Source organism: Acinetobacter sp. SwsAc5 (assembly GCF_013391485.1).
In the GTDB taxonomy this organism is placed as follows: domain Bacteria; phylum Pseudomonadota; class Gammaproteobacteria; order Pseudomonadales; family Moraxellaceae; genus Acinetobacter; species Acinetobacter towneri.
Genome location: NZ_JACAXD010000004.1, coordinates 45,436 through 58,947, shown reverse-complemented (window position 1 = coordinate 58,947; position 13,512 = coordinate 45,436). Strand labels below are relative to the sequence as shown.

15 protein-coding genes are annotated in these 13,512 nt (G+C 41.5%); 9 read left to right on the top strand and 6 right to left on the bottom strand.

Annotation, left to right across the window (positions count from 1 at the left end):
• Positions 1 to 262: 262 nt before the first annotated feature.
• The 6 genes from glyQ to HYG89_RS03255 all read left to right on the top strand — a co-directional run bounded on the left by glyQ (position 263) and on the right by HYG89_RS03255 (position 6,106).
• On the top strand, positions 263 to 1,249 hold the full coding sequence (gene glyQ, locus HYG89_RS03280; RefSeq protein ID WP_004976017.1) for a glycine--tRNA ligase subunit alpha: 987 nt from the start codon (positions 263 to 265) through the stop codon (positions 1,247 to 1,249).
• On the top strand, positions 1,249 to 3,318 hold the full coding sequence (gene glyS / locus HYG89_RS03275; protein WP_178866043.1) for a glycine--tRNA ligase subunit beta: 2,070 nt from the start codon (positions 1,249 to 1,251) through the stop codon (positions 3,316 to 3,318). The genes glyQ and glyS overlap by 1 nt, the downstream gene beginning before the upstream one ends.
• A gap of 70 nt (positions 3,319 to 3,388) precedes the next feature.
• The gene (locus HYG89_RS03270; protein ID WP_178866041.1) at positions 3,389 to 4,108 is read left to right on the top strand and encodes an adenylate/guanylate cyclase domain-containing protein; all 720 of its coding nucleotides are present in this window, start codon (positions 3,389 to 3,391) and stop codon (positions 4,106 to 4,108) included.
• A complete protein-coding gene (locus HYG89_RS03265; protein WP_178866039.1) occupies positions 4,101 to 4,691 on the top strand; it encodes a hypothetical protein in 591 nt (196 codons plus the stop codon). The genes HYG89_RS03270 and HYG89_RS03265 overlap by 8 nt, the downstream gene beginning before the upstream one ends.
• Positions 4,692 to 4,760: 69 nt before the next feature.
• Entirely contained in the window at positions 4,761 to 5,150 is a 390-nt protein-coding gene (locus HYG89_RS03260) for a hypothetical protein (RefSeq protein WP_168417537.1), read from the top strand.
• A gap of 428 nt (positions 5,151 to 5,578) precedes the next feature.
• A complete protein-coding gene (locus HYG89_RS03255) occupies positions 5,579 to 6,106 on the top strand; it encodes a hypothetical protein (protein ID WP_168525235.1) in 528 nt (175 codons plus the stop codon).
• A gap of 47 nt (positions 6,107 to 6,153) precedes the next feature.
• Here HYG89_RS03255 and HYG89_RS03250 read toward each other — a convergent pair whose 3' ends face one another.
• Together HYG89_RS03250 and HYG89_RS03245 are read right to left on the bottom strand one after the other, a co-directional pair.
• Entirely contained in the window at positions 6,154 to 6,354 is a 201-nt protein-coding gene (locus tag HYG89_RS03250) for a hypothetical protein (RefSeq protein WP_178866037.1), read from the bottom strand.
• Between the two features lie 118 nt (positions 6,355 to 6,472).
• Positions 6,473 to 7,741: a hypothetical protein gene (locus HYG89_RS03245; RefSeq protein ID WP_178866035.1), complete on the bottom strand. Its 1,269-nt coding sequence runs from the start codon at positions 7,739 to 7,741 to the stop codon at positions 6,473 to 6,475.
• A 120-nt stretch (positions 7,742 to 7,861) separates the two neighbouring features.
• Between HYG89_RS03245 and HYG89_RS03240 the strand changes: the two genes are divergently transcribed.
• Both HYG89_RS03240 and HYG89_RS03235 read left to right on the top strand, forming a co-directional pair.
• Complete coding sequence (locus HYG89_RS03240) at positions 7,862 to 8,638, top strand: class I SAM-dependent methyltransferase (RefSeq protein ID WP_178866033.1); 777 nt, start codon at positions 7,862 to 7,864, stop codon at positions 8,636 to 8,638.
• Between the two features lie 14 nt (positions 8,639 to 8,652).
• Positions 8,653 to 9,207 carry a hypothetical protein gene (locus HYG89_RS03235; protein ID WP_178866031.1) on the top strand — a complete coding sequence of 185 codons (555 nt, stop codon included), beginning with the start codon at positions 8,653 to 8,655 and terminating at the stop codon, positions 9,205 to 9,207.
• Between the two features lie 6 nt (positions 9,208 to 9,213).
• Here HYG89_RS03235 and HYG89_RS03230 read toward each other — a convergent pair whose 3' ends face one another.
• Both HYG89_RS03230 and HYG89_RS03225 read right to left on the bottom strand, forming a co-directional pair.
• Positions 9,214 to 10,416, bottom strand: a complete 1,203-nt coding sequence (locus HYG89_RS03230; protein WP_178866029.1) for a TIGR03862 family flavoprotein — start codon at positions 10,414 to 10,416, stop codon at positions 9,214 to 9,216.
• Positions 10,417 to 10,422: 6 nt separating this feature from the next.
• The gene (locus HYG89_RS03225; RefSeq protein WP_225555817.1) at positions 10,423 to 11,115 is read right to left on the bottom strand and encodes a tRNA (guanine-N(7)-)-methyltransferase; all 693 of its coding nucleotides are present in this window, start codon (positions 11,113 to 11,115) and stop codon (positions 10,423 to 10,425) included.
• Positions 11,116 to 11,200: 85 nt separating this feature from the next.
• Between HYG89_RS03225 and HYG89_RS03220 the strand changes: the two genes are divergently transcribed.
• Positions 11,201 to 11,374: a DNA gyrase inhibitor YacG gene (locus HYG89_RS03220; RefSeq protein WP_154321096.1), complete on the top strand. Its 174-nt coding sequence runs from the start codon at positions 11,201 to 11,203 to the stop codon at positions 11,372 to 11,374.
• A gap of 410 nt (positions 11,375 to 11,784) precedes the next feature.
• Here HYG89_RS03220 and HYG89_RS03215 read toward each other — a convergent pair whose 3' ends face one another.
• Both HYG89_RS03215 and hemH read right to left on the bottom strand, forming a co-directional pair.
• Complete coding sequence (locus HYG89_RS03215) at positions 11,785 to 12,429, bottom strand: MBL fold metallo-hydrolase (protein ID WP_178866025.1); 645 nt, start codon at positions 12,427 to 12,429, stop codon at positions 11,785 to 11,787.
• Positions 12,430 to 12,447: 18 nt separating this feature from the next.
• On the bottom strand, positions 12,448 to 13,461 hold the full coding sequence (hemH, locus tag HYG89_RS03210; RefSeq protein ID WP_104852985.1) for a ferrochelatase: 1,014 nt from the start codon (positions 13,459 to 13,461) through the stop codon (positions 12,448 to 12,450).
• Positions 13,462 to 13,512 lie beyond the last annotated feature (51 nt).

Sequence of the window (13,512 nt, the reverse complement as noted above, 5' to 3'; positions counted from 1 at the left end):
TTTCATGATTTGAAAATTAAGATTGAGAAAGATGTTATGCGTCATGAGGTGACGTTTATGTGAATGGTCTGCGATTCAGGACTTTGCCAACTGGGAAAATATGTCTGGTATGGGGTACGTTTTGAATTAACTCGAAAATTAAACAAAAGCGTTTAAATAATTTATTATCAGAACTTGTCGCTGAAACGCTCGAATCCTTTGCACTGCACCTCAAAATCCTTATAATTGAGCACAATTTTTCTCTAATTTTAAGTGGATGACCATGAGTCGCGCCATATCGCATATTGATACCTTTCAAGGCTTAATTCTTGCCTTACAAAACTACTGGGCGGAGCAGGGCTGCGTCGTTTTACAACCTTACGATATGGAAATGGGTGCAGGGACATTCCACACTGCCACTTTCCTACGTGCTTTAGGTCCAGAAACATGGAACGCGGCGTATGTACAACCATCTCGTCGTCCTAAAGATGGTCGTTATGGCGAAAACCCGAACCGCTTACAACACTACTATCAATTTCAGGTGGTGCTGAAACCAAACCCAGACAACATCCAACAATTGTATTTAGATTCTTTAAAAGCAATTGGAATTGACCCATTGGTGCATGACATTCGCTTTGTAGAGGATAACTGGGAATCTCCAACACTTGGCGCTTGGGGCTTAGGTTGGGAAGTATGGCTAAACGGCATGGAAGTGACTCAGTTTACTTACTTCCAGCAAGTCGGTGGTGTTGAATGCTACCCTGTAACAGGCGAAATCACCTATGGTCTTGAACGTCTGGCAATGTACCTGCAAGGTGTAGATTCAGTTTACGACTTGGTTTGGACTAAAGGACAGTTTGGTACTGTGACGTATGGCGATGTGTTCCATCAAAACGAAGTTGAACAATCGACCTATAACTTTGAATACGCACCTGTAGAAAAAATGTTTGAACTGTTTGACTTCTATGAAGTAGAAGCGAGCCGTTTAATTGCAGCAGAATTACCATTACCTGCTTATGAGCAAGTGATTAAAGCATCTCACTGCTTTAACCTGTTGGATGCGCGCGGTGCAATTTCTGTGACTGAACGTCAGCGTTATATTTTACGTGTTCGTACTTTGGCACGTTCTATTGCACAAAGTTATGTGGCTGCACGTGCAAAATTAGGCTTCCCAATGGCTGAACCGCATTTACGCGATGAAGTCTTGGCACAATTAAAAGCACAGGTTGAAGCGGAAGCCAAAGCGCAAAATACTGAGGAAAGCAAATAATGTCTAAACATACAGTTTTATTTGAACTCGGTTGCGAAGAACTCCCACCGAAAAGCTTAAAAACCTTACGTGATGCACTACTTGCAGAAACTGAAAAAGGTTTGAAAGATGCAGGCTTGGCTTTTGATGCAATTGAAGCCTATGCAGCACCACGTCGCTTGGCACTTAAAATTGCTAATGTCGATGCCGCACAAGCAGACACACAAAAACGCTTTGACGGCCCTGCTGTTCAAGCTGCTTACGATGCCGAAGGCAAACCAACCAAAGCCCTTGAAGGCTTTATGCGTGGTCAAGGCATTACGGTAGATCAAGTCTCTACTTTCCAAGCGGGTAAAGTTGAAAAAGTCTGCTATTTAAAAGATGTGAAAGGTCAAAGCCTTGATGCATTATTGCCACAAATTCTACAAACTGCGTTGGACAACCTGCCAATCGCAAAACGTATGCGCTCTGCCGCAAGCCGTACTGAATTTGTGCGTCCTGTTAAATGGGTGGTGTTGCTCAAAGACAGCACCGTGGTTGAAGCCACGATTCAAGATCATCAGGCAGCTAATGTCACTTATGGTCACCGCTTCCATGCCCCTGAAGCAATCACACTACAACACGCCAATGACTATTTAGATGCGTTACGTGCGGCTAAAGTCATTGCTTCTTTTGAAGAACGTCAAGCTATCATCGACCAACAAGTAAAAGCGTTGGCAGATGAAGTTAATGCGATTGCGATTGTACCAAGCGACCTACGTGATGAAGTCACTGCATTGGTTGAATGGCCGGTAGCTTTACGTGCCAGCTTTGAAGAACGCTTCCTTGCCGTTCCTCAAGAAGCCCTGATCACTACCATGCAGGATAACCAGAAGTATTTCTGTCTGGTGAATGCTGAAAACAAATTACAGCCTTACTTCATTACCGTTTCAAACATTGAGTCTAAAGATCCGACTCAAATTATTGAAGGTAATGAGAAAGTGGTTCGTCCACGTCTGTCAGATGCTGAGTTCTTCTTCCTGCAAGACCAGAAACAGCCATTAGCTTCTCGTAAAGAGAAACTGGCCAACATGGTATTCCAGGCACAACTGGGTACTTTGTGGAACAAGTCTGAACGTATTGCTAAACTGGCTGTCGCACTTGCTCCGATTACGGGTGCAAAAGCTGAAGATGCTGAAAAAGCTGCCCTGCTTGCAAAATGCGACTTAACTTCTGAGTTAGTAGGTGAATTCCCAGAACTTCAAGGCATCGCGGGTACTTACTACGCACGTCTTGAAGGTGAAAATGATGAAGTGGCTGAATCTTTAGGTGAGCAATATTTACCTAAATTCGCGGGTGACGTTCTGCCTAAAACCAAAACGGGTACAACGATTGCCCTTGCGGATCGTCTAGATACTTTAACTGGTATTTTCGGTATTGGTCAGGCACCTACAGGTTCTAAAGACCCATTTGCGCTACGTCGTTCTGCCATTGGTATCCTGCGTCTAGTGACTGAAAATGAACTTGATGTATCTATCGAAGACCTGATCAAGCTGGCATTGGCTGCTTATGGCGATGTATTAAAAGATCACGACAAGACTTTGGCAGATGCTGTTGCATTCCTTGAAGGTCGTTACCGTGCGAAATACGAAGATCAAGGCGTTGCGGTAGATGTGATTCAAGCTGTTCAAGCCTTGTCACCAAAATCTCCACTAGATTTTGATAAACGTGTGAATGCAGTAAATCACTTCCGTGCCTTGCCTGAAGCGGCTGCATTGGCTGCTGCCAACAAACGTGTTGCCAACATTTTAGCCAAAGAAACTGCGCCTGAAGGAAGCGTCATTGAAGCAAACTTGGTGGAAGATGCAGAAAAAGCATTATTCGCTGAACTTGCAAAAATCACACCTGTGGTTGAGCCATTATTGGCAGCAAAAGACTACACCACTGCACTCTCTCAATTGGCTGCATTACGTGCGCCTATTGATGCCTTCTTTGACAGTGTGATGGTGATGGCTGATGATGCTGAGTTGAAAGCCAACCGCTTACGTTTACTCGCGCAGTTACGTGATTTATTTACACGTGTTGCAGATGTAAGTGTGTTGCAGCACTAAAGTCTTAATTGCTTGTAAGTTAAAAGAAACCCCGCTATAAATGAGTGGGGTTTTTTAATAGACAAATATAATGCAAGCGAATCACAAAGCCTATGATTTTGAGAAAAGTCGTGAAAGGATGGATGAAATACTAGATTCTTCCGATAATAATTACCAAGAGAGCAACAAAATACCCAGTATTGATGATTTAACTTATACCAATGGCTATCATATAAATTGCTCTGCTCTTTTTATTGATTTACGCGACTCAAAAGAGTTAGCTACTAAACATCAAAAGAAAGTTTTAGCAAAAATTTATAGAGCATATATCTCTGAATTAGTTGCTCTTCTTAATGGAAATCCCAATATTCAACAAATCTATATTGAAGGTGATTGTGTTTGGGGCGTTTTCAACACAGAAATAAAATCTCAAATTGATAGCGTATTTCAAACTGCCTGCGAAGCAAATTCACTAATCCAAACATTAAATATCAAATTAAAGAAGAAATCATACACTCAACTTAAAGTTGGTATAGGGCTCCACTATGGACAAGCATTAGTCATTAAGGCTGGCTATAAAGGTAGCGCTATTAACGAAGTAACTTGGATTGGTGAACTTATTGGGAAAACTGCGAAATATTGCAATGACGCAAATAAAGGATGGCGAAAAACTATTATTCTTTCTGATATATTTTATGCAAATCTCAACGACTATAATCAAAGTTTATGTCAAAAAGTACATAATACTGATTATTATGAAGGTAATTTAATCAACGCCTACATGAATAAATGGGTTCAGGATAATGGATAAATTCTCCTTTCTTCAATCTGCAATTCAAGATACTCAACAAACAATTCGCGCTATAGATTTTAAGATTGGAGCCTTGCTTGCAGGTTCTATTGTTCCATTTCCTAAAATTCGAGAAATTTTTGAATTTCTTACCCAATCTAATCTTTGGTGGCAAGAAGCTCTTGCTTGGATCATTTTTATTATTTGGCTACTGATTGTTTTTATTCTTTTGGCTGCTTTATCTGCAATAGATAATCCGAGTAAACATATTCATGATGGGTATGCTCAAAAAGGCTATTACTATGGTGGATGCACATTTAGTTTTAATATTATAAATGGTTTTTTACGCACTGATATTCGCTCTCAACAAACCGTGCAAAAGTATTCTGATGAATTAAATGATGAAAATTTTCCATTTCTAAACGAATTAAGCTTCGAACACTTAAAACTCATCTACATCAGAGACCTCAAACTGTATCGTTTGAAATTTGCTGTCATTCTCATCGCCTTACTTATTATATTAGGATCCCTATCCTTCTTGTTTACACCTGATACTAAAAAAGTTGAATTACAATCACAAAATACTTCACAACTAGACGAATAATCTACTATAGGCATTTCACTCTAGATTCCCTATACTCAACCTAACAACACTCAACAAGAAAACGAGCTTATGAAACTTAAAACACTCATTTTATCGGGTTTAACTTGCCTTTCTCTTAGTGCGTGTACTTCTGCACCTGTCATTCCACAGCTCACAGCAGGTGTTTTACAAGAAGTGAAAAACATCGAAGTTTACCCAGACACTGTCAATAACAGCGCCAAACTCACAAAATTTATTGATAAATGTGTTATTGAATTTACAGGTACACTCAAGGCAGGTCGCTCAATTGAACAATGGGCATTTAAAGGCAACACTTTAATTTCAGCAGGTTCTGCAACTTTTGCCCAAGACGGTACCAGTACCGCACAGCACTTTGACTTGCACGATGCTACGGTACAAAAAAACTTCATTACCTTGCGCAGTCACTTTCATAAAGATGCACTTGCACAATGCAACTAATTTAAAACGAACCTGAATGTATCCTGATGTAGCAAGATTGTGTGACTTTTAACACAAACCCGCCACCTTCAGATATTTCAAATTAAGATAATCGTGCAGTGCAGTCCAATACTGCCCTGCTTTAAAACTCTCCAGAGTAACAAGACCCACAAATTATTGTGGGTCTTTCTATTTATGCTCTGCTTATGACCTGCATAAATTGTGCTTAGAAACACCACATGATTCAAACGCATGTTCAATCATCACTCTAAAGACAATTAAACTTGCGAGAAGCAAACAGTATTTGTCATGTATTCCTTATACAATCCTCAACAACATCACTACATAGCGCGTGAAGGTTGTAATTTTAAGATGGGTACTGCCAAGAATCCTCATCTACATTCAAGCTTTCAGTAGCCACCACACTGCGTATTTAAAGAGGCCAACACATGAATAAAATCAGTTTCGGTATTGCCATTGGATTATTGCTCAGCAGTGCTGCTGTATGTGCGCAAAACAGTTCTGAACCTACACAAGACAATCAAAGCCACAAACCGATTCGCCCTTATGCAGACAATCCAAATTTATTACACGTCTGGGCTTATAAAACTCAGGAAGGTGTGATTCAGGCTGCACAAAAAGTGGGTGAAGTCACAGAAAAAGGCATTGAGAAAATTCGTCCATCGGCACATCAGGCTTTAGACAATGCCAAAACTTTGGGCAGTCAGGGTGCAGCGCAAGCCAAGCAAACAGGGCAGCAACTGGCGGGTCAGGTCAATAATAAAATTCAGGAAACCAAAGAAGTGATTACAGGGCAAAGTGATCAAGCCGTGCCGATCTATCAAGCGCCATTAAGTACACCATCACAAAATGTAACGCCTGCGCCAACCACTACAACGCCACAGACACAGGAAGCACAGACTCAGGCTGCCCCAAGTGACGAATCTGAAGAAGAAATTAAAGTGATTAAACTATAAAAATATTGGATTGATGATTTGCTTTAAAATTATAAAAAAGCCTGCAATTATTCTGCAGGCTTATTCATGTGAAAACGAATAGAGTTTTGTATTTGTCGGAACACATATAGGCTAAGCCCAAGTAATACCAACACAGCTAAAGCAAAGAATAAATAGGCTTTAGGCTCTGGCGCATCTACAAATAAAGTCGCAGATAAAATGAAACTGGACAGCAAAACAAGCACAGCAGGCATCAACAACTTGGTCATACATACTACCCTTGGAATGATCAACAAAACCATGTTTTAAGATCATCTTAGCCCAATGGCAAAACAATACAAGTGTCTAAAATTTAAACCTTCTAAATAATGGATCAAACTTTGCAGCTTACTGTTCCAGTTCTAGGGTAAATTTGGCAGTATCTGGCAAATCTTCCACAAAGTCGTTGCCGCCAAACTCATCACTGCTCAGGTTCAAATCTTTATAGCTCAACACAAAATAGTCGCTATATTTTTTCAATATTAATGGGTGCATGCCTGCAGCAAGCGCATCTTGTTCCTTGCATAGTTTCATGACATGACGATCATTCATACTAATTAAATAGCGTTCATCATTCAGATAAATTTGCACCAAACCACTGCCCTTTGCATAAATCGGAATCAGGAATTTATGATTTAAGGCAATTGCATGTGCGGCATAGCTCTCAATTTTTTGGCTGATGATGTTAAACACTAAATCATGACCAAAATGGTCGAGCAAGACATTACGATTTTCATACGGCAACTGAATTTGTAAGCCGAGTTTGTTTAAATCGTGTTGATCGACCTGTTTATTACTCAGTAAGGAGCGAATTAGGTTTTGTTTCAACTTGGCATCAAAGAAGTTACTGTCAAGCTGTAAGTTATTGTATTTTAAAATACGACCTAAAGACCAACGATGATTCGGCAAGACATTTTCAATCACCTTACGATAGTAAAACTTGCTGTTCTTTTTCACCTTGCGAATTTTTTGATAAAAGAACGGCGCATCAAAAGGATGGGTTAAAAAGTCATTCAGTAATTCAGAGTTGGCTAAAATCGCAATCGCATCATGCCCAGTAAATGGCAAATGTAAGGTATGTAAATGCGGAATTAAAGGTTGAATTTTTAAATAATGCCCACGATCTTCAGGATAATATTGGTCATAGACCACAATATATTCACGCTGTGCCGATACATCTTGCGCTTGAATACGCATATTGGCATTTAAGTCTGCATGATAAAACATGTTATAGCGCGGATCGTGAATATCTTCAGGGTCAATTGAATACTGCGGCACCAAAGCCACAATGCGGTTTAAATCCAGCAAATTGGAATATTTAATTGCCGCATAGCCGCCCATTGAGCCGCCATAGCCCACACGAATTTTAAATGGGGCAATCAGGTCTTGAATGGCGGCCAACATGGCGCGCATAGAAGCTTCAGGAAACCATGATTTTTCCTTAGGCATGACCCCAATCACATTAAAATGAAACTTTTCCAGTGATTTTTCGGCATTAATAGACGTTCCTTTGGCCCGTGTAATTAAATCGCCAAAAGAAAAAATCAGCTCCTGAGATGAGCCTTTCATGAAAATAGCGCGGATATGTCCGTCTTCAAAAATTATGTGTTTGTCCATTCCCACACCGGCGCCAAGGCGCTGAATTAAACCGTTACTTTAAACTTGAATACACTGTACGCAAGTCCAAAAGTGAATATGTTATTTTATAGATGCACAGCAGATTAAAAATCGCAAAATATGACACAATCTCTACATCCTGCCGCACAACAAGGCTTTGCTTTAGGGGCAAACCTATATCAACAAGTTCGCCCCAGTTACCCGCAAGAAGTCGATGTTTTCCTGCAAGATCAGCTCCAAGTTCCACTGAATAGCAATATTGTAGACTTGGGTTCTGGCACAGGAAAGTTCCTGCCACATTTGCTCAAACTGACAACTCAGCTTATAGCGGTAGATCCAATTGCCAGCATGTTAGCCGAATTAGAACAACTTTACCCGCAAGTTGCGACAATTCAGGCACGAAGTGAGCAATTACCACTCCCCGACCAGTGTGCAGATTTGGTGAGCTGTGCGCAATCTTTTCATTGGTTTGCCAACCTACAAAGTTTAAAGGAAATTCACCGAATCTTAAAACCTCAAGGTTATTTGCTGTTAATTTGGAATCAACGTGATATTTCAGTCAATTGGGTCAATGCACTGGCACAGATGATTTTGCCTTTTGAGGGCGATACACCGCGTTTTCACAATCAGGACTGGCGTCAGGTATTTGCCGATACAGATTTATTCCAACTTACTCACGAGCAGAAATTTCATCACACGCATGTTGGTACAGTTGAACAAGTCGTGTCTAAGCGTTTGCTTTCGACCAGTTTCATTGCTGCAATGCCAACTGAACAGCAACAACAACTCAAAACACAATTTGAACAATTAGTATTAGAATATACGAATAAGCATGTGCAAGATGAAATTGAATTTCCCTATTGCACACATTTGTATGTCTATCAAAAAGTTGAATGAGAGGGAGCAAATAAATGCAAATAACCTTTAAACACGCGATTGCTCCCTTAACAATTTTTTTGGCGTTCTCCCTCAGCGCTTGCGAACGCAGCAAAGTAGAACATGCAGACAAACTCAGCCCTGAAGATCAAATCATGCAAAGTCAGGTCGAGCAAGCCGCGATTCAACCCATTGAGAAGACTGCGGATGACCCGCATGATATTCAATTGCTGATGGATTATGAACAACGCCATGACCAAATGAGCAATGATTTGGAAGATGAGTTAGAACGCTTGCATGAAAGCAAACAACTCGATGCTGCATTTGCACAAAATCGCCTGCAGGACAATGTTCAATCTGCCTTGAGTATGCTTAAAGAGCTGGATTTAAAAACGCCGCAAGGGCGTTATATTCAAGGCTTAATGAGTCATTATTGGGAAAAACAAGCGCAATATCTGGCAACTCAAGACACAACTTCTGCACCTTATCCTGTCAGCAAACAACAACGACAGCAAGGCTTAGCAGACTTATTACAGGCGCAGCAACAACTAGAACATTGGCGTGGGCAATATCCACAACTTGATGAATAACGTGTTTTACGGACGCTGCTGTAAATACTGATGCACTCCTTCAGCAGCAGCGCGTCCCGTAGCAAAACAGGCTGTCAGCAAATAGCCGCCCGTTGGCGCATCCCAATCCAGCATTTCACCACAGAGAAAAACGTGTGGATTAGAGTTTAACTGCAATTGTGCAGATAAAACCTCACGTTTGACTCCGCCCGCACAGCTAATTGCTTCTTCAATAGGACGAAAACCCTTTAAAGGCACCGTTAAATTTTTAATCTGCTGCGCCAATTGCATAGGTTGCTGCCAAAGGGCTTTATCCACCAACTCACGCACGACTGCAGACTTCACGGCATCCAAACCTGCCTTACGCCAAATATTGCTTACAGACTGTTTTTTGGAAGGTTGCAACTTTTGGTAGAGTTGCTCAACGGTTAAATCGGGTAGCAAATCGAGTTGTAACTGCAGCGGTTGTTGAGCGTGCTGCAACTGTCGCAATGCTCGCCCTTGCTTATAAATTAAGCCACTTTCCAAACCATAATGGCTAATCACAATATCGCCCATGCTCGGTTCAGCACCGCTCACCCATGCTTGCACACGTTTTAAAGGTTGTCCAAAAACTGGCTGCATATAGTTAGACCAGTGACATTCCACCCCTGCATTACTGGCTTGAAAAGGCTGAATTTCATTGGCAGATAACCAACGCTGCCATGCACCATCACTACCTAATTTTGACCACGACACTGCTCCACATGCCATCACAATAGCGGCAAACTGCTGTTGTTCAACTTGCGCTGTACTTAGATTTTGAATACTGAGTTGATTGTTCTTTAAATCACATACCTGATGCCGATAATGAAACTGCACGCCTGCATCAACCAAGCGTTTTAACCATGCGCGTAGCAAAGGTGCGGCTTTCATTTCTTGTGGAAAAATTCGCCCCGATGAACCTACATAAGACTGAATACCTAAACCCTGCATCCAGTTTTGAATCCAAGCCGCATCCCATTGTTGAATCCACGGCGCCAACCATTCCGCCCGATCATAACGCTGAATAAATTGTGCAATCGGTTCGGCATGTGAAATATTCAGCCCCGTTTTACCTGCCATCAAAAACTTACGTGCCGCTGAAGGTTTCTGCTCATAGACATGCACATCATAGGCATACTGACTCAGCACTTCGGCAGCCATTAGCCCTGCTGGCCCTGCTCCTATAATTGCAATGCGCTGTTTCATGCCTGTTTACTCAGTTGTTGCACTTGAGTCTGCAGAAACTTTCGCCTCAACTGCAGCAGGTGTTAAAGTCGGCTGCTGTCCTTGCAAAGGCTGAAAATCATCAAAACGGGTTGTATAAGCCGCAGGTTTGGTGATCAGCAGTTCCTGACAACGCTCACCACGTGCTAAATATTTGATTTCAAAATGAGTGCGTGCTGAATCTACTGGAACATCCTGCTGAATAAATGGCAATTTCCACACTTCAATCAGCTGTTGCTGTGCTTCTGCAATATATTCAGGAATATTACTTACCAAAGTAATACTGCCGCCTGCTTTTAAACGCGACAATAAAAACTCAAAAAATGGCATATTCAACCAACGCTGGGTGGCATTATGTGGTTCTGGGTTCGGATATAAAATAAAGAATTGCTCAACTTGAGCAGGAAATAAAGCATGCACAATCCATGGAATGGCATCGGCATGCACAATTTGTAAGTTGTGCTGACCTTCAAGTTGATGCTGTTTTTGCATCGCTACAAATTTTTCGCGGGTACGCTCAATCGCAATTAATTTTTTATCGGGATGTTGCCCACTAAATAATAAAGCATGCCTGCCTTTTCCCGCACCAATTTCAACACAAATCGATTCATTGGCAATGGCTTGAAAATCACGAGGGGCATGCATACGCTGGGCTTGAAATTGACGAATTGGCATAATCAGATCAAACTTACAAAATTCGGCACAAGTCTACCAAGTCAGGTGCTATTTGCCTAATCCAATCCTGTATTTTTCATAGGAGTTCAGCATGCCACGTACTTTCCCTTGCCCACGTTGTGGCGAAGCTACACAATGGGAAGACAATCCTTTTCGTCCATTTTGTTCCGAGCGTTGCAAGCTCATTGATTTAGGCGCATGGGCAAATGACGAGTATCGTTTACCCACCCAAGATGCTCCGCAAGCAGAAAACTCTGAGGAATAAACTCAAACGATCACTCAGCTTAAAAGACAACAAAATGCACTTAAATTTCAGCTCAAAATTCGATTGAGAAATACAACCACTTTCATGGAACCTTTCACATTTTTGCAAAAATTGTTCAAAATTTTGTTGCTTAATAATGGCTTAAAAAAGATAAGCTGCACTTTATAATCGTGCCGCGTGTAGAACATACGGCATTGAATAAAAATTAAACAACAACAAAAATTTTAGGAACACAACACCATGGAAGCATTTCTTAAAGGAAGTTTAATGCTGAGGATTTTACTCACATTCTTTGCCATGCTATTTGCTCGTGAAAGCAGACAAGTCTTAGGCAATCCTTTCCGTAAATAAAAAAGTCAGCACACACTGACTTTTAGCTGATCTTTTACTATTAAATCACAGCACAAGACTTAACCTGCTTGCCCCGCCACAAAAGGATTGTGCTGTTTTTCAAATCCTATGGTACTGATGGGACCATGCCCCGAAATAAACTGAGTGTCATCTGGCAAACTAAAACATTCGCGCTGAATTGAATCTAGCAATTGTTGATGATTGCCACGTGGAAAATCGGTGCGTCCAATCGAGCCTTTAAATAGCACATCGCCTGTCCACAAGACGCCATATTTTGCATTATAAAACATCACATGGCCTGGGGTATGCCCTGGTGCATAACGCACTTCAAAGCTTTCTTGACCCAATTGCAGCACTTCACCACCCTCTAACCACTGTGTAACCGTGACTTGTTCAGGGATAGGAAAACCATAACGTGCAGACACTTCTTGCAGTTGATCTAACCAAAAAGCATCTTCTTTCTGTGGACCAATCACAGGAACATTCCAGTAATGTTGCAACGCACCAACAGCCCCCGCATGGTCTAAATGTCCATGAGTGAGCCACAAAGCTTTCACCGTTAAACCCAACGCTTCAACTTCGGCTTTCAGCTTTTCAGGCTCACCGCCTGCATCAATCAAAATTGCTTCTTTGCTTTCTGCATCCCACACAATCGAGCAGTTTTGCTGAAAAGCGGTGACGGGAACAATTTTGACTTGCAACATGGTGGCGAACCTCAAAAATTAATGGCTTAGGTTAAGCTTTACAGCATCAAGATTAGCTTGAAGTAAATGTTTGAGCAAATCCAAATGATCGGCACGGGTATTCAGTGCAGGAATATAGGCATATTCTTTGCCACCTGCTTGTAAAAACAATTCTGCGTTTTGAATCGCCAATTCTTCTAGCGTTTCCAAACAATCTGCAGAAAAAGCAGGACTCATAATTTGCACCGACTTCACGCCCTGCTGTCCCCATTCTTCAAGTAAGACATCGGTATAGGGTTTGACCCATTCTTGTTTGCCAAAACGTGACTGGAAGCTAATTGCCCACTGATCATCATTTAAATTTAAAGCATCGGCAAGCAATTTGGCCGTGATCCGACAACGCTCTGCATACGGATCACCCTTATCGGCATACGGCTGTGGAATGCCATGAAACGACATCAATAATTTTTCTGCCACACCATGCTCGGCTTGAAATTCACGCACACTTTGCGCCAACGCCTGAATGTATAAAGGATGCTGATAATAATCACGAATGATGGATAAGCCCGGCAAATTACGCTGCTGTGGCACCCATTTGGCAACGGCATCATATAAAGGTGCAGTCGAAGTTGCCGAATATTGTGGAAATAAAGGGAACAAAATCACGTGATCTTGAGGATTTTGACTCAAAGCTGCCAAAGCCTGTTGAATACCCGGATTGCCATAGGTCATTACCGGTAGAATATTCAATTCAAACTCAGGATATAGCGGCAATAACTGCTGTTTTAAAGCATCAACCTGTTGCAACAAAATTTCCCGCATCGGTGAATCTTGCTGCCAGACCATGGCATAAGCATGTGCAACACGCTTAGGACGAAATGGCAAAATGAATAAGTTCAAAATGATTTGCCAAATCGGTTTTGGAATTTCAATCACGCGCTGATCAGACAAAAACTGCTTTAAAAAACGGCGAACCGCTGCTGCAGTCGGTTCATCAGGCGTACCTAAATTGGCTAAAAGAACGGTTACTTTGGGTTTTGCTGTAGACAACATCCAGCCCTCGTGTCTGATGATTGAGCCCGACTACTTTAACAGTTTTTTCAC

What these genes read in the sequence shown, in the direction of transcription:
- glyS (WP_178866043.1), top strand. Translation starts at nt 1,249, where the DNA reads ATGTCTAAACATACAGTTTTATTTGAACTCGGTTGCGAAGAACTCCCA.
- HYG89_RS03270 (WP_178866041.1), top strand. Translation starts at nt 3,389, where the DNA reads ATGCAAGCGAATCACAAAGCCTATGATTTTGAGAAAAGTCGTGAAAGG.
- hemH (WP_104852985.1), bottom strand. Translation starts at nt 13,461, where the DNA reads ATGTTGTCTACAGCAAAACCCAAAGTAACCGTTCTTTTAGCCAATTTA.
- glyQ (WP_004976017.1), top strand. Translation starts at nt 263, where the DNA reads ATGAGTCGCGCCATATCGCATATTGATACCTTTCAAGGCTTAATTCTT.
- HYG89_RS03235 (WP_178866031.1), top strand. Translation starts at nt 8,653, where the DNA reads ATGCAAATAACCTTTAAACACGCGATTGCTCCCTTAACAATTTTTTTG.
- HYG89_RS03240 (WP_178866033.1), top strand. Translation starts at nt 7,862, where the DNA reads ATGACACAATCTCTACATCCTGCCGCACAACAAGGCTTTGCTTTAGGG.
- HYG89_RS03245 (WP_178866035.1), bottom strand. Translation starts at nt 7,741, where the DNA reads ATGGACAAACACATAATTTTTGAAGACGGACATATCCGCGCTATTTTC.
- HYG89_RS03220 (WP_154321096.1), top strand. Translation starts at nt 11,201, where the DNA reads ATGCCACGTACTTTCCCTTGCCCACGTTGTGGCGAAGCTACACAATGG.
- HYG89_RS03260 (WP_168417537.1), top strand. Translation starts at nt 4,761, where the DNA reads ATGAAACTTAAAACACTCATTTTATCGGGTTTAACTTGCCTTTCTCTT.
- HYG89_RS03255 (WP_168525235.1), top strand. Translation starts at nt 5,579, where the DNA reads ATGAATAAAATCAGTTTCGGTATTGCCATTGGATTATTGCTCAGCAGT.
- HYG89_RS03265 (WP_178866039.1), top strand. Translation starts at nt 4,101, where the DNA reads ATGGATAAATTCTCCTTTCTTCAATCTGCAATTCAAGATACTCAACAA.
- HYG89_RS03250 (WP_178866037.1), bottom strand. Translation starts at nt 6,354, where the DNA reads ATGACCAAGTTGTTGATGCCTGCTGTGCTTGTTTTGCTGTCCAGTTTC.
- HYG89_RS03230 (WP_178866029.1), bottom strand. Translation starts at nt 10,416, where the DNA reads ATGAAACAGCGCATTGCAATTATAGGAGCAGGGCCAGCAGGGCTAATG.
- HYG89_RS03215 (WP_178866025.1), bottom strand. Translation starts at nt 12,429, where the DNA reads ATGTTGCAAGTCAAAATTGTTCCCGTCACCGCTTTTCAGCAAAACTGC.